This is a genomic window from Haloterrigena turkmenica DSM 5511, assembly GCF_000025325.1.
GTDB lineage: Archaea > Halobacteriota > Halobacteria > Halobacteriales > Natrialbaceae > Haloterrigena > Haloterrigena turkmenica.
In genome coordinates, this window is record NC_013743.1 from 2,442,698 (window position 1) to 2,460,007 (window position 17,310).

Annotated in this window: 19 protein-coding genes; 13 read left to right on the plus strand and 6 right to left on the minus strand. The window is 67.1% G+C overall.

The features are described from left to right. Positions 1–23 precede the first annotated feature (23 nt). From gvpO to HTUR_RS11725, 3 genes are all read left to right on the plus strand, one after another. Positions 24–593, plus strand: a complete 570-nt coding sequence (gene gvpO, locus HTUR_RS28555; protein ID WP_012943537.1) for a gas vesicle protein GvpO, halophile-type — start codon at positions 24–26, stop codon at positions 591–593. A 125-nt stretch (positions 594–718) separates the two neighbouring features. After that, on the plus strand, positions 719–1,057 hold the full coding sequence (locus tag HTUR_RS11720; protein ID WP_012943538.1) for a CHY zinc finger protein: 339 nt from the start codon (positions 719–721) through the stop codon (positions 1,055–1,057). Between the two features lie 219 nt (positions 1,058–1,276). Next, the gene (locus tag HTUR_RS11725; RefSeq protein ID WP_012943539.1) at positions 1,277–2,062 is read left to right on the plus strand and encodes a YihY/virulence factor BrkB family protein; all 786 of its coding nucleotides are present in this window, start codon (positions 1,277–1,279) and stop codon (positions 2,060–2,062) included. A gap of 48 nt (positions 2,063–2,110) precedes the next feature. On the opposite strand, the gene HTUR_RS11730 is transcribed toward HTUR_RS11725, so the two are convergent. Then, the gene (locus HTUR_RS11730) at positions 2,111–3,568 is read right to left on the minus strand and encodes a helix-turn-helix domain-containing protein (RefSeq protein ID WP_012943540.1); all 1,458 of its coding nucleotides are present in this window, start codon (positions 3,566–3,568) and stop codon (positions 2,111–2,113) included. 141 nt (positions 3,569–3,709) lie between these two features. Between HTUR_RS11730 and mutS the strand changes: the two genes are divergently transcribed. Next, complete coding sequence (gene mutS / locus HTUR_RS11735; protein ID WP_049941713.1) at positions 3,710–6,421, plus strand: DNA mismatch repair protein MutS; 2,712 nt, start codon at positions 3,710–3,712, stop codon at positions 6,419–6,421. Positions 6,422–6,441: 20 nt separating this feature from the next. Here the strand turns inward: mutS and HTUR_RS11740 are convergent, their stop codons facing one another. Further along, on the minus strand, positions 6,442–6,966 hold the full coding sequence (locus HTUR_RS11740) for a GNAT family N-acetyltransferase (protein WP_012943542.1): 525 nt from the start codon (positions 6,964–6,966) through the stop codon (positions 6,442–6,444). A gap of 126 nt (positions 6,967–7,092) precedes the next feature. Continuing rightward, positions 7,093–7,560, minus strand: coding sequence for a hypothetical protein (locus tag HTUR_RS11745; RefSeq protein WP_012943543.1), 468 nt, complete (start codon positions 7,558–7,560; stop codon positions 7,093–7,095). 246 nt (positions 7,561–7,806) lie between these two features. Between HTUR_RS11745 and HTUR_RS11750 the strand changes: the two genes are divergently transcribed. Continuing rightward, positions 7,807–8,268, plus strand: coding sequence for a YbhB/YbcL family Raf kinase inhibitor-like protein (locus HTUR_RS11750; RefSeq protein WP_012943544.1), 462 nt, complete (start codon positions 7,807–7,809; stop codon positions 8,266–8,268). Between the two features lie 45 nt (positions 8,269–8,313). On the opposite strand, the gene HTUR_RS11755 is transcribed toward HTUR_RS11750, so the two are convergent. After that, positions 8,314–9,006, minus strand: coding sequence for an MBL fold metallo-hydrolase (locus tag HTUR_RS11755; protein WP_012943545.1), 693 nt, complete (start codon positions 9,004–9,006; stop codon positions 8,314–8,316). Positions 9,007–9,146: 140 nt separating this feature from the next. On the opposite strand from HTUR_RS11755, the gene HTUR_RS11760 reads away from it, so the two are divergent. Next, on the plus strand, positions 9,147–10,142 hold the full coding sequence (locus HTUR_RS11760) for a hypothetical protein (protein ID WP_012943546.1): 996 nt from the start codon (positions 9,147–9,149) through the stop codon (positions 10,140–10,142). Between the two features lie 51 nt (positions 10,143–10,193). On the opposite strand, the gene HTUR_RS11765 is transcribed toward HTUR_RS11760, so the two are convergent. Together HTUR_RS11765 and HTUR_RS11770 are read right to left on the minus strand one after the other, a co-directional pair. Next, entirely contained in the window at positions 10,194–11,399 is a 1,206-nt protein-coding gene (locus tag HTUR_RS11765; RefSeq protein ID WP_012943547.1) for a cystathionine gamma-synthase, read from the minus strand. 87 nt (positions 11,400–11,486) lie between these two features. Beyond that, positions 11,487–12,176, minus strand: a complete 690-nt coding sequence (locus HTUR_RS11770; protein ID WP_012943548.1) for a helix-turn-helix domain-containing protein — start codon at positions 12,174–12,176, stop codon at positions 11,487–11,489. Between the two features lie 222 nt (positions 12,177–12,398). On the opposite strand from HTUR_RS11770, the gene HTUR_RS11775 reads away from it, so the two are divergent. The 7 genes from HTUR_RS11775 to HTUR_RS11805 all read left to right on the plus strand — a co-directional run bounded on the left by HTUR_RS11775 (position 12,399) and on the right by HTUR_RS11805 (position 17,210). After that, positions 12,399–12,707, plus strand: a complete 309-nt coding sequence (locus tag HTUR_RS11775) for a 50S ribosomal protein L21e (protein WP_012943549.1) — start codon at positions 12,399–12,401, stop codon at positions 12,705–12,707. A gap of 6 nt (positions 12,708–12,713) precedes the next feature. Continuing rightward, on the plus strand, positions 12,714–13,070 hold the full coding sequence (locus HTUR_RS11780; protein WP_012943550.1) for an RNA polymerase Rpb4 family protein: 357 nt from the start codon (positions 12,714–12,716) through the stop codon (positions 13,068–13,070). Positions 13,071–13,116: 46 nt separating this feature from the next. Continuing rightward, positions 13,117–13,713, plus strand: a complete 597-nt coding sequence (locus tag HTUR_RS11785; RefSeq protein WP_049941714.1) for a DUF655 domain-containing protein — start codon at positions 13,117–13,119, stop codon at positions 13,711–13,713. 166 nt (positions 13,714–13,879) lie between these two features. Beyond that, a complete protein-coding gene (locus HTUR_RS11790; RefSeq protein ID WP_012943552.1) occupies positions 13,880–14,320 on the plus strand; it encodes a hypothetical protein in 441 nt (146 codons plus the stop codon). A 130-nt stretch (positions 14,321–14,450) separates the two neighbouring features. Then, positions 14,451–15,305 (plus strand): 16S ribosomal RNA methyltransferase A, encoded by an 855-nt coding sequence (locus HTUR_RS11795; RefSeq protein WP_012943553.1) that lies wholly within the window; start codon positions 14,451–14,453, stop codon positions 15,303–15,305. Between the two features lie 96 nt (positions 15,306–15,401). Further along, on the plus strand, positions 15,402–16,628 hold the full coding sequence (locus HTUR_RS11800) for a mechanosensitive ion channel family protein (protein WP_012943554.1): 1,227 nt from the start codon (positions 15,402–15,404) through the stop codon (positions 16,626–16,628). Continuing rightward, on the plus strand, positions 16,629–17,210 hold the full coding sequence (locus HTUR_RS11805) for a HemK2/MTQ2 family protein methyltransferase (RefSeq protein WP_012943555.1): 582 nt from the start codon (positions 16,629–16,631) through the stop codon (positions 17,208–17,210). The last annotated feature ends 100 nt before the right edge of the window (positions 17,211–17,310 follow it).

Genomic DNA, 17,310 nt, shown 5'->3' on the forward strand with positions numbered 1-17,310 from the left:
CACGAACGGTTCAGCACACGCCAATGGCCGAAGCCGATACCCAGCAATCAGCGGAAGCGGAGCAAGCGCAGGATCAGTGTCGGGCGCTGACCGAGGACGGCGAGCGCTGTTCGCGGCCGGCCCAGGAGGACGGCTTCTGCTATCAGCACGACGAGAGTGATCCAACAGTGAGCGACAGTCAAGCAGTCGAAGACGAACAGGACGAAGCGGCACAGGACGACGAACGGGAGTCGCAGGCCCAGAGCCGAGAGTTGGGCACGGCCGACATGACCGGCGAGGAGAAGACCGATCCCGACGAGGTAGACGCCGACGTCGACACCGACCACGACGAGATCGCGGGCGTCCTCGCGGTTCGCCGGACCGTCCAGTCGACCGCCGGCGAGCTCATCGGCCGGGAGTTCGACGCCGTCAGCGAGATCTCGCCGACCGACGACGGCTGGCGCGCGGTCGTCGAAGTCGTCGAGCGCCGGGCCGTCCCCGACACGCAGGACATCGTCGGTCGCTACGAGATCGAACTCGACGAGAGCGCGACCGTCCACGGCTACCGTCGTCTCGACCGCTACCGGCGCGGCGACACGACATCGTTCGAGTAACGGATCACCGCGTCGAAGCCGTCTGACGCTGGCCCGGTTCGCCGGGCACCGAGAGCCGCTGCTGTCGCGAATCCGTTGGTCGAAACCTCGAAGTCCCGTGCGCCCGTCGGTTCGACCGACGATCCGTGTCTGACCCTCTCGTTCGCGGCGTCGACGTCGATTCAGAGACCCGGTGCGCTCACTACCAGACCGAGCGCGACGTCGTCGCCTTCAAATTCGCCTGCTGCGAGTGCTACTATCCTTGTTATCGCTGTCACGCCGAGACGGCGGATCACGACGCCGTTCCGTGGCCGCGCGATCGGTTCGACGAACCGTCGGTGCTGTGTGGCGTCTGCGAGACCGAACTCGCGGTTCCTGAGTACCTCGAGGCCGACTACCGGTGTCCGTCCTGTGGCGCGGCGTTCAATCCGGGCTGTAGTACGCACGCCGATCGCTATTTCGAGACGACCGGCGCCGCCGAGTGACTGCCGGTACGGACGGTCTACAGGACTGTCGCCGCTGCTACGATCGCCGATACCGGTAGCTCGACCCGCTCTCGCGGGCTCGAGTATTTCACGGGACCCCCATCGCGATCGTCTCGGTGGTCTGGGGAGCGAGGTGACGAACTGTTCGGGAACGACGGCGTCGAGCGGCCTGGAATTGTCGGGGGACAGCGGTTTGGGCCGGACGACCGTAGTGGGCATATGGGGCGCCTGGCCGAGGCGATCGAGTCCGCGGCGACGGTCGTCCGGGTCGTCTACGAGCAAGACGTCAAGTATCCCGCGGCCGCGCTCGCGTACTACGCGTTCGTCGCGTTCATCCCCTTGCTCATGCTCCTGTTCGCGCTCGTCGGCGAGCGGCTTGTCACCCGGATTCACGGCACGACACCGGAGTTTCTCACGCCCGGCGCCCAGCGGCTGGTCTACGAGGCGACGACGACCGCGACGGGACGAACCTGGGCGGTGCTGTTCGCGATCGGCGTCCTCGCCTGGAGTAGTGCGAACGTCGCCGTCGGTTTCCTAGCGGTCGTCGAGCGTATCGAGCGGGTACCCGAGCGTCCGCTCGGAAGTCAGGTTCGCGACGCCGTCGTCGTCCTCGGATCCATCGGACTAGCGATCGTCGCGATCGTCGGGACGAGCGCGCTGTTCCCGCTGCCGCCCGACGGACCGGTCGCCGGACTCTCGGGATTCGTCGTCCTCGTTCTCGCGCTCACCGTCGCCTTCCTGCCGATGTACTACGTCCCGTCGCGGTCGGCGACTACGCCGTCGGCCGCGCTCCCGGGAGCACTCGTGACCGCGTTCGGCTGGACGCTCGTTCACACCGGGGTCCACTATTACGCCGCCAACGCCGGCCGATACGCGATATACGGTGTGCTCAGCGGTGTTATTATCATCCTCACGAGTCTCTATCTCGCAGCCGTCCTGCTCATGGTCGGGATCGTCGTCAACGCGACCCTCGAGGCGACGGGGGCGTCACGACTCGGTACGTGAGAGGGCAGTCGATTTTAGGCGTCCTTCTACTGCCGATCGTCCCCTCCGTCAGTCGTCGGCGGGCGCCGATGCCGACGTTTCGGCCGATACGTCCTCGAGCGCCGCGTTCTCGCTTCGCAGGGTCGTTTCGACCGCGGGTACGAGTTCGTTGACGACCGACCGACCGTCCTTCTCGCGGACGACCAGCCCGTCCTCCTCGAGCGCCGAGAGGTGGTGAGAGACCGTGCTCGGATCGCGCTCGAGTTCGTCTGCGAGGCGGCCGTTCGGCGCCGAACCGAGCGCCGCGAGCGTCTCGAGCACCTCGCGCTTGGCCGGCTCCGCGAGGGCGGCGTGGAGTGCGACGTCGGCGACGGCGCTCTCGTCGGCCGTCAGCCGGTCGTCCTCGAGGAAGTACCGCCGCTTGCCGTTGACCTTGGCCGTGGCCACCAGCCCTTCTTCCTCGAGGACGCGGACGTGGTGGCGGACCGTCGAGAGCGCGACGCCGCTCTGGTCGCTGACCGCCGAGAGGTAACAGCCGGGGTCGTCGGCGATGGTCTCGTAGATCGTCCGCCGGCGGTCGTTCTCGAGGGGATCCGAATCGTCGTAGCGGCTGTATCGGAAGATCGAGACGAGGTTCCAGGGGACGAGCGATCCGATTCGACGGAGATACTGAAGGACGGAGGACTGGCCGAGCCACTTCGCCGCGAAGCCGGTCGCGCCGCCGGCCGCGGTGCCACCTGCGGCGCTGCCAGCACCGCCGGCCGAACCGGCAGCGGCACCCGCGCTGGCACCGGCGCCGGCCGCCCCGCCGGCGCCGCTGGCACTCCCCGCTGCGGCCCCCGCGGCGGTGACCGTCCCGAGCAGGCCGACGAGGACGGCGTCGGCCGTCGTCGAGGTGCCGCCCGGAACCGCGGAGGCGCCGCCGGTACCGTCGTTGTCGCTCCCGCTCGCAGCGTTGGAATCGTCGTCATCCGCGCTCTCACTCGATTCGGTCGACACGGACGCAGCCGCCTCGAGGTCGACGGGTCCCGTTCCGATCGAGCCGTCGAGTTCGGCGTCGCCGTCGATCGCACCGCTCGAGTCGTCGAGCAGCCGGTCGACCGTCTCGGTCGTGTCGTTCGTGATCTCGTCGCCCCCGTCGGCCGTCTCGTTGGCGACGGTATCGACCGCGTCCCTCGTCTCGTCGGTCGTGTTCGTCGCCGTCTCAGTCCCGTTCTCGAGGGCATCTTCGGTTTCGTCGACGGTGTCGTCGCTCCCGTCGGTTGCGTTCCGGATCTCGTCCGTCCCGTCGTCCTCGTCGCCGGTCCCGTTCGTCGCGTTCTCGCGACCGTCGTCGGTCTCGAGGTCGCCGCTGGCGTTTTCGAACTCGTCGTCCGTCACGTCGACGGACTCGGCGGGCGAATCGTCGGCCTCCAGCGACGCGGAGCCGCCGGTCGCGGCGACGATGCCGACCGTTCCGACGCCGCAGACGAGGAGCGTGACGAGACAGACGAGGGCGCGACTCGCGGTCGGCGAACGGGTGGTCATGCTATTCGTGTGGGGTTGTGCGGTCGAGCGTAATACGCCTTTTCCGTTTCCTGACAGTCGCGCTACCGGAACTGTCTCGAAATCGGATCGTTCGGCGCCGATCCAGCAAGCTATTTCCGCGTCCGACGGCGGTATTCGGGTATGGATCCGGCGCTTGGCCCTCCGGAACAGATGGCCGAGAAACGCGACGAGCTGACGCCGATGATGGCGCAGTACCACGACCTCTGTGCCCGCTACGACGACGCCATCGTGCTCTTTCAGGTGGGGGACTTCTACGAGACCTTCTGCGGCGCCGCCGAACGCACCGCTCGCCTGCTCGAGATCGCCCTGACGAGCCGCGAGGACTCCACCGGTGAGTACCCGATGGCCGGCATTCCGATCGACAACGCCGAATCGTATATCGAGGAGCTGCTCGAGGCCGGCTACCGCGTCGCCGTCGCGGATCAGGTCGAAGAGCCCGGCGAGACCTCCGGCGTGGTCGAGCGCGCGGTCACGCGCGTGATCACGCCCGGGACGCTCACCGAGGACGAACTGCTCGCGAGCGACGACAACAACTTCGTCGCGGCCATCGCTCGCGAGGGCGAGCGGCTCGGGCTCGCCCTGCTCGACGTCTCGACGGGCGACTTCTACGCGACGAGCGCGACCGCCCCGGAGTCGATCGCCGACGAGATCAGCCGATTCGACCCCTCGGAGGCCGTCGTCGGCCCCGACGCGCCCGCCAACCCAGTCCCCGACGACTGCATGGTGACGCCGTTCGACGCCCGCGCCTTCGACCGCGAACGGGCCGCCGACAAGCTCGCGGCGTACTTTCGCAACCCCGACGCCCTGCTCGCGGGGGACGCCGAGATACGGGCCTGCGGCGCCTTGCTCGCGTACGCCGAGTACGTCCGCGGCGGCGAGCACGAGGGCGAACGCGGCGAGAGCGACGAGGAGCGCGTCGAAGCGGTCTTCGAGGGCGACGCCGAGCAGCGCCTCGAGTACATCACCCAGCTCACCCGCTACGACCCCCGTGAGTACCTGCTGTTAGACGCCGTCGCGCTGCGCAGCCTCGAGCTGTTCGAACCCCGAACCGTCCACGGTCGGGACGACGCGACGCTCGTCGGGGTACTCGACGAGACCGCGAGCGCGCTGGGCGGCCGCAAGCTCAGGGACTGGATCCGTCGGCCGCTGCTCGAGCCCGCGCGGATCGAGGCCCGCCACGACGCGGTCGCCGAGCTGAAATCGGCCGTGCAGACCCGTGAGCGGCTCCACGACCGCCTGCGAGAGGTGTACGACTTAGAGCGGCTGATCGGCCGCATCTCCCGCGAGCGAGCCAACGCCCGAGATCTGCGCTCACTGCGCGATACGCTCGCGGTCGTCCCCGAAATCAGGGAGCAGTTGGCCGACGCCGACTGCGAACGCCTGCGAGAACTCCGCGAGAACCTCGACCCGCTGACGGACGTCCGCGAGTTGATCGAGGACGCCGTCGTCGCGGAGCCGCCGATCGAGATCACCGAGGGCGGGATCATCGCCGAGGGGTACGACGAGAATCTGGACGACCTCCGCGGGACCGCTCGAGACGGCAAGCAGTGGATCGACGACTTAGAGGAACGGGAGCGCGAGCGGACGGGCATCGGCTCGCTGAAGGTCGGCCACAACTCCGTCCACGGCTACTACATCGAGGTGACGAACCCGAACCTCGATTCTGTCCCCGAGAACTACCAGCGCCGACAGACGCTGAAGAACTCCGAGCGGTTCGTCACGCCGAAACTCAAAGAGCGGGAGGACGAGATCGTCGGCGCCCAGCAGCGGGCCGACGAGCGCGAGTACGAACTGTTCTGTGCGGTCCGCAGCGAAATCGCCGCCGAGGTTGAACGCGTGCAGGGACTGGCCGACGCGATCGCGACGCTGGACGCGCTCGTCTCGCTCGCGACCGTCGCGGCCCAGTACGACTACTGTCGCCCCGAGATGCTCGAGCGCGACGACCACGAGGGCCTCGAGATCGACATCGAGGGCGGCCGGCACCCTGTCGTCGAGCGCACCCAGGAGTCGTTCGTTCCGAACGACGCGAACCTGACGCACGACCGACGGCTGGCGGTGATCACGGGTCCAAACATGTCGGGGAAGTCGACCTACATGCGTCAGGTCGCCCAGATCGTTCTGCTCGCGCAGGTCGGGAGCTTCGTCCCCGCGCGCTCGGCCAGACTGACGCCCGTCGACCGAATCTTCACCCGCGTCGGCGCCAGCGACGACATCGCGGGCGGCCGCTCGACGTTCATGGTCGAGATGGACGAACTCGCGACCATTCTGCGCGAGGCCGACGAGCGCTCGCTCGTCCTGCTCGACGAGGTAGGTCGGGGCACCTCGACCGCCGACGGCATGGCCATCGCGCAGGCGATCACCGAGCACGTCCACGACCGGGTCGGCGCGACGACGCTGTTCGCGACCCACCACCACCCGCTGACCGAACTCGCCGACGACCTCGAGGCCGCGTTCACGCTCCACTTCGAGGTCGACGAGGACGACGGCGAGGTCGTCTTCCACCACGAGATCGCACCCGGCGCGGCGACGGGCTCCTACGGCGTCGAGGTGGCGACGGCCGCGGGCGTCCCCGAGACCGTGGTCGAGCGCTCGCGGGAACTGGTCGCGGAGGCCGCCGGCGACGACGGTGAACCGATCGAAGAAGGGGAAGACGCGGGCGACGCGGACGCACCGGTCGAACCGACTGAAGACGAGGTTGCTGCAGCCACTGCGGATGGTGGGGATATCCCGACCGACGTCGCCGCCGAGCTCCGGGCACTGGACCTCGCGCACCTCACGCCCGTCGAGGCGCTGACGGAACTGGATCGGTTGAAGCGGCTGCTCGAGGAGTGACGGCGGGTTTCGAACCGCCGTTAATCGCCGTCGAGTAGCGATTTCCGATAGAATACCAGTTCGAACGGCTCGCCGAAACCCTCGATCCGCTCGCGCGCCGCTTCCTCGTACCCCAGCGTCTCGTAGAGCCCGCGGGCAGCGGTCTGTGTCGGCCTCGTATCGAGGACAATATGCGTAGCCCCTCGTTCGCGAGCGCGTCGCTCGAGTTCCGTCGCGATCCGCCGACCGTAGCCGCGGCGCTGATAGTCCGGATCGACGCGCATCCGCATCAGTTCGACCGTCGACTCCGGGAGATCGGAGAGTACCTGCGCAATGAAATCCGTCCCGTCGACCGGCCGGAACGCGCCCATGGCGACGATTCGTCCCTCGCGCTCGCCGACGAGGAACTCGCCGCCGTTCTCGAGATACGTCTCGGTGACGGTCTCGAGGTCCCCGTCCGGAACGTCCGCGACGTAGGCGCCGACGTCCCGCATGGCCGTTTCGTGTAGCTCCCGGATCCGATCAGTGTCCGCCGGTTCGAATCGGCGAACCCGGAGAGCGGACATCTATCGCTCCCGCCGCGACGGACGGGACGTACGATCGACGATTCGGCTCATGCAGTATCGTCAGAACCCCAATGTGAAAAAGTTGAATGCACGAAAAGTTCCGCGTATGCCACTGGCGACGGGGGACTACGTCTCTCGCTGGCCGACCTCGAGGAACGCGAGGGCCGCGCCCAGCAGCGCGGTGTTCTTCAGGAAGTGGGTCAGCTCCTGTTGTTGCTGTTGAGGATCGTCCTCGTTCCAGAAGTCGTGCATGATCGGGGTCGTCCCGATCAGGAAGCTGGCGATCGCCGCGGCGCCGGCCGCCGGGGCCCGCCAGAGGGCGACGCTGAGACCGCCAAGCAGGAGGCTCCCGCTGACCGAGGGCACCGTCACGCCGGGCAGCGGCGCGTCCTTGGCGTCGGCGTAGTCGATCCGCCCCTCGAGTTGCCGGAGATTGTCGACGGCCGTGAACGCGAGGATGCCGCCGAACAGGGCCCGCCCGAGGCGGAACAGCGGCCGCGCGGTTACGTCCGAGTCCGACGCCGATTCGGCGTCGCCGCCCCACTGGCCGACTGCGCTGTCGCTCTGCTGTTCGGATTGGGAGAGGATGCTCATCGTCGGTCCGAACTCGCGTCCCGAACCGGTTAGGAAGCGTCGTGGCAACTGCAGGGACGGCGTCCGTTCCGGCGGTGAGAGCCGCCCGTTCGGAATCCTCGAGAGCGACGACCCTCGAGGGACTGCGCACTGAAAGTTACTTCCGGCGGATCGTGGAACGGTCGCGTACGGCGATCGTCGGCCTCGTTCGCTCGCCTGCCGTCGGCAAGTCCCGTTCGAGGCCGGCGGTGCGGAGGTGTAACACGAATGGCAACGCTCACGCTCACGAGTCCCGAATTCGACGACGGCGAACGGATTCCCGACCGGTACGGCTACGAAGCCGCGAACGTTAACCCACCTCTCGAGATCGACGGCGTGCCGGACGACGCCGAGACGCTGGCGCTGATCGTCGACGACCCCGACGCAGTCGAACCCGCCGGAAAGGTGTGGGACCACTGGCTCGTCTGGAACGTTCCGGCCGAAGAGACGACGATCCCCGTGGACTGGAACCCCGACGACGCCGGCGCCGAGGAAGGAACCAATGACTACGGAGAACCGGGCTACGGCGGCCCGAACCCGCCGGACAGAGAGCACACGTATCGGTTTACCGTCTTCGCGGTGGCCGACGCGATCGATCCGGGAACGGACCCCGACGCCGACGATCTCAGGGACGCGATGGAGGGACGGACCGTCGCGAAGGCGACGCTCGAGGGAACGTATCCGGCCTGACCCGAACCGACGACGTCGTCCCGAACCCGCGGGTGGCGGCGGTCGTCAGTCCTCGAGTCCGCGCTCGGAGAGTTCACGGATCCGTTCGCTCCCGCTGTCGACGTAGCCGCCGTGGTAACAGACCACGTGCTCGATTTCGCGGGTCGCCAGCTCGCCGACTGAGTCGAGGGCGCGATCCATGTCGGGCGTGAACTCGGGCTTCGGGCCCGACAGGGTGCCGTCTACGTCGTCCGCGACGAGAGCGTCCCCGGCGATCAAGAAGCCGTCCTCCGGAAAGTACAGGGAAACGTGTCCGGGCGCGTGGCCCGGCGTCTCGAGGACGTCCATCGGGCCGGCGAGGGTCGGGATCCGGACGCCGCCGGCGAGTTCCAGATCGACGTCGACGGGGGGATAGCGGTCGCCGTCGCCCTTGATGGGGTCGCGCTCGCCGGTGACGTACGGCGCCTCCTCGCGGTGGGTCGCGACGACCGCGTCGACGGCTTCGAGCAACTCGTCGAGTCCGCCCGCGTGATCGGCGTCGTGGTGGGTTAACACGACGAGCCAGATGTCCTCGAGAGCGTAGCCGAGCGATCGAAGGTGCGTGCGAATGCCCTCGAGCGACCCCTCCGGACCGGCGTCGATCAGGACTGGTCCGCGCTCGGTCTCGACCAGCGTCGGAGTGAGCGTGAGCGTTCGATTACCGTACTCTACCGTGATCGGGAGCGTGTGGACGCCCGCCTCGCGTTCGTCTGCCGGCATACTCGAGTCGTTCGCTCCCAGCACGAAAGGACTGTCCGTCCGGTTCCCTCGCGTCGCCCGCCGTGGGGCGACAACTATCCATTGCAATCTAAACAATTAGCAAAAAATACTTTTAGTTTCAATTATGTATGAGGTAAACGATGGCTGCCGAGTCGCAGTTCCCTAGCCTCGAGGACGAGATCGATCCGTTTGCGAACGCACCGACGCGGACGCTCTCGGAGACGGTTCGGCCGCTGGCCAACGCCTACGACGAGCGGATCGGCGACCGGGATCGATCGACGTGGCGGTGGTTCGACGCGGTCGAACCCGAGTTTCGCCTGTCCTGTGTCGACGACGAGCGCGGCCGGCACGTTCGCGACGCGAAGGTGCTCGCCACGATGTTCATCACCGTCATCGACGACGTCGCCGAGCGACACGGCGACCGAGCGACCCTCGAGGAACTGCTACTCGTCCCGTTCGACTCGCGACCGGCCGATCCGACCCGCGACGGCGTCGACGGCGAGTACGTTCGGTTCCAGCAGGAGCTCTGGGACGCGCTGTTGTCGCAGTTCCGGGAGAGTTCGCGGGCCGAGGAGTTCGAACCGCTGTTCCGGTTCGACGTGCGCCAGGCGCTCCAGTCAGTCGACTACTCGGCGCTGCTGGCCCGGTATCCCGGCCTCGCCGGCGAGCGCGAGCTCCAAACCTACGACGTCTACAACATGATGCTCTTCCCGTTCGCCGATATCGACCTCGCGACCTCCTCCGGATTCGAGATGCGCGACCTCTCGGCCGTTCGGGATGTCGTCGCCCATGGGCAGCGGATGGCGCGGATCGGGAACTGGATCGCCACCTGGGAGCGCGAGCTCGCCGAGGGCGACTACAGTTCGGGCGTCGTGGTCCGCGCCCTCGAGTCCGGCGTTGTGTCGGTCGACGAACTCCGGGCGCTCCGACGGGAGCCGTCCGAGGAGGCGGTCAGCGTGATCGCCGAACGGATCCGCGGCGCCGGCATCGAAGCCGCGTTCGTCGAGCAGTGGCGCCGCGAGTACGAGCGGGGCGCCGACTACTGCGGCGAGATCGAGTCGATCGACGTCCGGGCGTACCTCGATGGGTTCGTCCCGATCTTCCGCTCGCAGCTCGCGCGCCGGTCCGGAGCCTGACGTCTTTCGCGGGTACGGTGCCCGGAAGCGCGACCCATCGGTGCTGGGCGGCTACTCGAGGGCCATCTCGATCGCGCTCTCGAGGTCGCCGATCAGATCGTCGACGTGTTCGATGCCGACGCTCACGCGAACGAGGCCGTCCGTGAGCCCCGCTTCGACGCGCTCCTCGCGGGGAATGGCGGCGTGGGTCATCGGCGCTGGCTGTTCGATCAGGCTCTCGACGCCGCCGAGGCTTTCCGCGAGGGTGAAGACGTCGGTGTTCGAGACGACCTCGCTTGCCTCCTCCATGCTCGCGTCGAGTTCGAAGCTCAGCATCCCGCCGAAGTCGTCCATCTGCTCGGCGGCGATCTCGTGGCCCGGATGGGACTCGAGGCCGGGGTAGTAGACGCGGTCGACGTCGGGGTGGTCGTCGAGCCACTCGGCGATGGCGCGGGCGTTCTCGCAGTGGCGGTCCATGCGGACGGGCAGGGTCTTGGTGCCCCGGAGGACGAGGAAGCACTCGAAGGGACCCGGCGTCGCACCGACGGAGTTCTGGTAGAAGCCCAGTCGCTCGTCGAGGTCGGCGTCGTTGGTCAGCAGCGCGCCGCCGACGACGTCCGAGTGGCCGCCCAGATACTTCGTCAGGGAGTGCGAGACGATATCTGCACCCAGATCGAGCGGCCGCTGGAGGTACGGCGTCGCGAAGGTGTTGTCGATCGCACAGAGCGCGTCGTTGTCGTGAGCGATCTCGGCCGCGCCCGCGATGTCGACGATCGACATGAGCGGATTGGTCGGCGTCTCGAGCCAGAGCAGTTCCGTCTCCTCGCGGAACGCGGCCTCGATCTCACCGAGGTCGGTCATATCGACGAACGAGAACTCGAGGTCGTACTCCTCGTAGACCTGCGTGAAGATGCGGTGGGTGCCGCCGTAGACGTCGTTGCCGGTGACGACGTGATCACCGGCCTCGAGGAGGTTGAGCACGGTGTTGATCGAGGCCATCCCGCTGGCGAACGCGCGGCCGTGGGCGGCGTTCTCGAGGCTCGCGAGGTTTTCCTCGAGATCCGTGCGGGTCGGATTCCCGGTCCGGGAGTACTCGTACCCGCGGTGGTCGCCCGGCGCGTCCTGTTTGTACGTGGAGTTCGCGTGAATCGGCGTCATCAGCGCGCCCGTTTCGGGATCGGGCTCCTGTCCGGCGTGGATCGAGCGGGTCTCGATTCGACGTGGCTCCTGCTCGCCGCGGCCGTCGGCGCCGTCTCCATCGCTGTCGGAGTCGTCCATACCGGCCCAACGGACTCGAGCGGGGAGACTCTTGCTCCTGCGGGGCGGCGCAATTCCCGGCGGGACCCTGAGTGGCCGGGACCCGCCTTACTGGAGCTGTCGGCGCTTCGGCGACTCCGTGACCGAGGCCGAGACGACGTGATCGACGAGCTTCGCCTCGATCTTCCGGAGGTGTTCGCCGACCGTCCCGCCCGCGATACCGACCTCGCGACCGATCTCCTCGTAGGTCGTCTCTCGAGGCGAGCCGTAGTAGCCGAGTTCGATCGCCGTCTCGAACAGTCGGCGCTGTTTCGGCGTGAGCGACGCGAGGAAGACGTTCTCCTCGGGTTCGAACGGTTGTTTCGTCTCGAGGGTGAGATCGACGGTGTCGGGCACGACCGACCGTGCCCGCTGGAACGACTCCTCGGTCGCGAACAGCGACACCTTGAGGTCGCCACCGCGGACGTACGTCAGCGGCGGGTCGAGGAACACCTGAAAGTCCCGCGTCACCCGCAGGAGTTCGCTGACGGTGTCGTTGGGAACGAACCGCGAACAGACGAAAATTCGGTCGCCGAACTCCTCGATCCAGTAGCCGAGCGAGCCGAGCTCCTCGTCGACGAGCGCCTCGACGCGTTCGAACTCTCCCGCGAGTTCGTAGACCATCACCCCGAGCCCGTCGGGGCGGAGACGGATCCGGTGGATCGCCACGCGATCGACCCCTTCGCGGCGATCGATCCGCTTTTCGAACGGATGAAACCAGCCACCCTGCGGCGAGAGCCGAAGTTCGTACTGACGCATCAATGCGTGTGGATACCACAGGGTCCCTTCAATAAACACCCGCTACGCTCCCAGTGAGCGAGAACCGGCCGACCGACCGCGCGCCCTCCAGTGATCAGCTCGCTGCACCGGCCGGTTTTGCCGTCACTACCGCCAGACGGCGGGCCGATCGGCTCGTCACCGCCGCGGCCGTACGAATACGTGCGTTTTATAACGCCGACCGGACAACACCGTCGTACGACTATGCCGAACTCTAATGGCCCTCGTCAGGGATCCCGTAGAAAACTCTCGAACGAACCTCGAAACCGCGGCACCTCGTCGCCACAGCGCGCGATTCAGGAGTACGAGGAGGGCGAGAAGGTCCACCTCAAGATCGACCCGAGCGTCCCCAACGGCCGCTTCCACCCGCGCTTCGACGGACAGACCGGCGAAGTCGTCGGCAAACAGGGCGACGCCTTCAAGGTCCAGATCAGCGACCGCGGCAAGGAGAAGACGCTGATCGTCACCGCCGCGCACATGCGCGCCCAGAACCAAGAGAAGTCCCGGATCTGAGCGAGCATGACGATCTTCAAGGAGATCGTCGACGAGGAGTTCCTCACGGTCTCGGAAACGAAGGAGCTGCTCGCCGACATCGAAGCCGAACGGGCGCTAGACGAGGATCGGGAGCTGCCGTACGAGCTCGCACGCGCAGTCGAGCACGTCAACCGATTCACCGTCTTAGAGCCCGAGGAGGCACAGGACCTCGTCGACCAGCTCCAGGAGGTAGAGAAGGTCGACGAACCGACGGCGTACAAGATCGCCAACCTCCTGCCGCGTAACCGCGACGAGCTCCGCTCGGTGTACGCACAGCAACGGTACTCGCTGTCGGGCGACGAACTCGACGAGATCCTCAACGTCGTCGCCCAGTACGCCTGACCGCGGGCCGACTCTTTAAGTACGCCGTCGCCGTATGGTTATCACAATGACCGAATCCGATAGCGGCGAGGCGGACGTCCGTCGCGCAGTCGTATTGGACTATCTCGCGCACGGGCTCTCGGACGACAGCCGTCCGCAGTACGAGAAATCGCCGGCCGGCTACGCCCTCGAGACCGATAACTTCGAGCTCTATCAGGTCGCGTTCGACGAGGACGAGCGACTCACGATCGGCAGCGATGTCGTCATCGAGCCCGCCGGCGAACGCGACGTCGTCACCGAAGCCCGGCGGGTCGAGTACGAGGACCTCTCCTCGGGCGCCCAGTCGGAACTCGAGTACGTCGTCGCGGACCTCGTCGAGGACGAGGAGGAGCGGTTCGTCGACTTCTACAACGACGCCCAGCCGATCACGCTGCGGCTCCACCAGCTGAACCTCCTGCCGGGGATCGGGAAGAAGCTCCGCAACAGCATCCTCGACGAACGCAAGCGAAAGCCCTTCGAGAGCTTCGAGGAGCTCTCCGAACGCGTCTCCGGGCTCCACGACCCCGACGAGATCCTCGTCGAGCGCATTCTGGAGGAACTGCGCGACGACGACCTGAAGTACCAGACGTTCGTCGGCCGGCGCGAACAGGAACAGAACCAGTGAGGGCCACTCCGGCGCGACCGACGAGGAGTTCCTGACGACGACCGGGATCCGTCGCAGCCGACAGTCACTTCTCCGTAGCTTTTGGCGCTCGAGCGACCGATGCAATCGATCAGACGGAGAGTCTCGATAAGAGAGTTTATATTACTAACGTGTTGACGTCGATTCAATGGCAGTATCCCGACGAACGTGTCTTGCACTCGGCGGAGGCGGCGGTCTCGCGGCGCTTTCGGGCTGTCTCGACTTCGGTTCGGAGACGCCCCAGCTGTCGCTGACGCTGCTGAACTTCGACTCGGAGCGACACGAGATCAACGTCGAGGTGTTTCGCGCGGACGCCGAGGAGTACACCGACGCGGTCGTCTTGCGAGAGCAGTACGAACTCTCGCCGCCGCCCGAGGACGCCGTCGCGGCGGAACGGACGGACGACGGCGCGCTCGAGAGCGACACGTACGTCGTCGACGTCACCGTTTCGACGGCGCCGGCGGTGAGCGATACGTACCACTTCTATCCAGCGCTGGCGGACGACGACCGTACCGATAGGCTCTTCATCGAACTCCGTACCGATCCGGACAGCGGCGACCGCTATATCGACTTTCAGCAAAACCACTGACTCGCCGCCGTCGTCGAACGGCGCCCCTCGAGATACCCGCGATGGGGTCGGTTCGAGCCGGAACCGCTCGAGGGTCGTACCGAAACCGCGAGACGGTGCGTTTACACCCGTCCCCGCGCAACCACAGTCAATGAGAGACCCAGACGGACTGACCGCGCGGGCGGGCGTCCGCGGCGATCCGGACCGGGACCAGCACTTTCTGGTCGACGACCGGGTGCTGGACCGACTGCCGACCTACCTGCAAGAGATCGACGCCGACACCGACCACGTCCTCGAGATCGGCGGTGGGACGGGCGCGCTGACGGACCGACTGCTGGCGATGGGTGACGAGGGCAAGGTGACCGTCGTCGAGCGCGACCGGGAACTCGCCGAGTTCCTGCGAGAGGAGTTCGCCGACGAGATCGCGGCCGGCAACCTGACGGTGATCGAGGGCGACGCCCTCGAGGTCGACCTGCCCGAGTTCACGGCCTCGCTCTCGAACCTGCCCTACGGCGTCTCGAGCGAGATTACCTTCCGCCTCCTCCCCGAAGGGCGACCCCTCGTCCTCATGTTCCAGCGGGAGTTCGCTGAGCGAATGGTCGCCGAGCCCGGTACCTCGGAGTACGGCCGGCTCTCGGTGTCGACCCAGCACTACGCGGCGCCCGAGATCGTCGAGACGATCCCCAAGGAGGCGTTCTCGCCCCCGCCGGCCGTCGAGAGCGCGGTCGTCAGACTCGAGCCCCGCGATCCCGACTACGAGGTCGGCGACGAGGAATTCTTCCTGCGGTTCGTGAAGGCGCTGTTCACCCAGCGGCGGAAGACGATTCGGAACGCAATCCGCAACACGGCACACATCACCGGCCTCGAGGCTCCCGAGGCGGTCGTCGAGGCAGCCGACGAGGAGCTCCTCCGGAAGCGGGCCGACGCGATGGCGCCCGCGGAGTTCGCGGCGCTGGCCGAACTCGCGGCCGAAGTCGGCGAGCCGAACGAGGCTCGAGCGCAGTGAGCGCCGCGGAGGCCCGACTCGACCCGGTTCCGATCGGGTTCGACCGACGGATACTCAAGCCTGCGCGAACCAGTCGCTCGAGAGACGCGTGATCCCATGTCCGTGCCACTGACCGCTCTCGAGTCCGTGCCACTGACCGCTCTCGGTCGGCTGTCGGACGCGTTCGGGACCGAGTTCCAGATCGCGGCGACGGTCGCGGTGATCGCCGCGCTGCTGGCCGTGTTGCTGTCCTATCGGCGGCTCCAAGACTGGCTCAGCGAGCGGACCAAGCCGCTGTACGGCGACATCGCGTCGACGGCCCTCCTCATCGCGACCTGCGTGATCACCCTCAGCGTCGTCCTCGAGGTGTGGAACCTCACGGGCGACGCCTATACGCTCTACTCGGAAGGGTTGGGGCTCGACGAGACGGTCTTCGTCCGAGCGGCGGTCACGTTCATTCTCGTAATCGGGACGCTGATCGTCACGCGATTCGTCAAGCGAGTTATCACGGAGGTGCTGAGTTCGGCGTCGGCGGTCACGGACCACCAGCGCGAGGTCACCCACCGGATCTCGCAGGTGATCATCTGGTCGGTGTCGCTGGTCGTCATCCTCGGCGTCTGGGTCGACGACCTCGGCGGCCTGCTGGTCGGGGCCGGGTTCCTCGGTATCGTCGTCGGTATGGCCGCCCGCCAGACGCTTGGCACCGTCCTCGCGGGCTTCGTCCTGATGTTCGACCGGCCCTTCGAGATCGGCGACTGGATCGAGGTCGAGGACCACGAGGGGATCGTCACCGACATCTCGATCGTCAACACCCGCATCCAGTCGTTCGACGGCGAGTACATCATGATCCCCAACGACGTCATCTCCTCGAGCGCGGTCACGAACCGCTCGAGACGCGGTCGGCTGCGCATCGAGATCGACGTCGGCGTCGACTACGCGAGCGACGTCGAGCGGGCCGCGGAGATCGCCAGGACGACGGTCGAGAACCTCGACCGATCGCTGACGGCGCCGTCGCCCCAGGTCGTCAGCAAGTCCTTTGGCGATTCGGCGGTCGTCCTCGGCGTGCGGTTCTGGATCGACAACCCCTCCGCCAGACGCCGCTGGCAGGCCCGCACGGACGCGGTCAACGCGATCAAGACGGCCTTCGAGGACGAGGCGATCAAGATCCCGTACCCGCAGCGCGAACTGTCCGGCCGGGCCGAAACGAACGGGTTCCGGATCAACGACGGCGAGCCTCGAGCGAGCGACGCCGGACAGGCGGGCAGCGGTGATGAAACGGACGGACGCGACGGCGAGAGCACGAAGCGGGAGACGAACCGGATGACGCACACGGAGGACGATTGAATGGGACTCGAGGACCGACGCGACGTGGAAACGGACGTCTACCAGCCCGCAGAGGACTCGCACCTCCTCGCGGACGCGGCCTGCGACGACCTCGCCGACGCCGACGAGGGCTCACTTGTCCTCGAGGTCGGCACCGGCTCGGGCTACGTCGCGGGCCGAATCGACGACGAAACGCCCGCGCGCGTGATCGCCGCGGATCTGAACCCCCACGCGGTTCGCCAGGCCCGCGAGGCAGACCTCGAGGCGGTCCGGGCCGACCTCGTGGCGCCGTTCGCGGACGGCGCCCTCGACGCGGTCGCCTTCAATCCGCCGTACCTGCCGACCGATCCCGACAACGAGTGGGACGACTGGATGGAACGGGCCCTCTCGGGCGGCGAGGACGGTCGCGCGGTCATCGATCCCTTCCTCGCGGACGTCGGCCGCGTCCTCAAACCGAGCGGCAGCGTCTATCTGCTGGTTAGCAGCCTCACGGGGGTCGACGAGGTGGTCGAGGAAGCCGGCGAGCACGGCTTCAGCGCCGCCGCCGTGGCCGACGAGTCGTTCCCCTTCGAGACGCTGACGGTGCTCGAGTTGTTCCGCTGAGGGCTCGAGTCGGTCGCGTCTCGGAAGCGATCAATTCTCGGCTGCGATGTCCGGAGAATCTCTGTGCGGACTATTCGCACGATTTGCGGGAAGAATCGAG

Bases quoted from the DNA above. Each gene is read 5' to 3' on its own strand.
- HTUR_RS11770 (WP_012943548.1), bottom strand. From the start codon at position 12,176: ATGCGTCAGTACGAACTTCGGCTCTCGCCGCAGGGTGGCTGGTTTCAT.
- HTUR_RS11785 (WP_049941714.1), top strand. From the start codon at position 13,117: ATGACCGAATCCGATAGCGGCGAGGCGGACGTCCGTCGCGCAGTCGTA.
- HTUR_RS11805 (WP_012943555.1), top strand. From the start codon at position 16,629: ATGGGACTCGAGGACCGACGCGACGTGGAAACGGACGTCTACCAGCCC.
- gvpO (WP_012943537.1), top strand. From the start codon at position 24: ATGGCCGAAGCCGATACCCAGCAATCAGCGGAAGCGGAGCAAGCGCAG.
- HTUR_RS11775 (WP_012943549.1), top strand. From the start codon at position 12,399: ATGCCGAACTCTAATGGCCCTCGTCAGGGATCCCGTAGAAAACTCTCG.
- HTUR_RS11750 (WP_012943544.1), top strand. From the start codon at position 7,807: ATGGCAACGCTCACGCTCACGAGTCCCGAATTCGACGACGGCGAACGG.
- HTUR_RS11725 (WP_012943539.1), top strand. From the start codon at position 1,277: ATGGGGCGCCTGGCCGAGGCGATCGAGTCCGCGGCGACGGTCGTCCGG.
- HTUR_RS11755 (WP_012943545.1), bottom strand. From the start codon at position 9,006: ATGCCGGCAGACGAACGCGAGGCGGGCGTCCACACGCTCCCGATCACG.
- HTUR_RS11800 (WP_012943554.1), top strand. From the start codon at position 15,402: ATGTCCGTGCCACTGACCGCTCTCGAGTCCGTGCCACTGACCGCTCTC.
- HTUR_RS11780 (WP_012943550.1), top strand. From the start codon at position 12,714: ATGACGATCTTCAAGGAGATCGTCGACGAGGAGTTCCTCACGGTCTCG.
- HTUR_RS11765 (WP_012943547.1), bottom strand. From the start codon at position 11,399: ATGGACGACTCCGACAGCGATGGAGACGGCGCCGACGGCCGCGGCGAG.
- HTUR_RS11795 (WP_012943553.1), top strand. From the start codon at position 14,451: ATGAGAGACCCAGACGGACTGACCGCGCGGGCGGGCGTCCGCGGCGAT.
- HTUR_RS11790 (WP_012943552.1), top strand. From the start codon at position 13,880: ATGGCAGTATCCCGACGAACGTGTCTTGCACTCGGCGGAGGCGGCGGT.
- HTUR_RS11745 (WP_012943543.1), bottom strand. From the start codon at position 7,560: ATGAGCATCCTCTCCCAATCCGAACAGCAGAGCGACAGCGCAGTCGGC.
- mutS (WP_049941713.1), top strand. From the start codon at position 3,710: ATGGATCCGGCGCTTGGCCCTCCGGAACAGATGGCCGAGAAACGCGAC.
- HTUR_RS11740 (WP_012943542.1), bottom strand. From the start codon at position 6,966: ATGTCCGCTCTCCGGGTTCGCCGATTCGAACCGGCGGACACTGATCGG.
- HTUR_RS11760 (WP_012943546.1), top strand. From the start codon at position 9,147: ATGGCTGCCGAGTCGCAGTTCCCTAGCCTCGAGGACGAGATCGATCCG.
- HTUR_RS11730 (WP_012943540.1), bottom strand. From the start codon at position 3,568: ATGACCACCCGTTCGCCGACCGCGAGTCGCGCCCTCGTCTGTCTCGTC.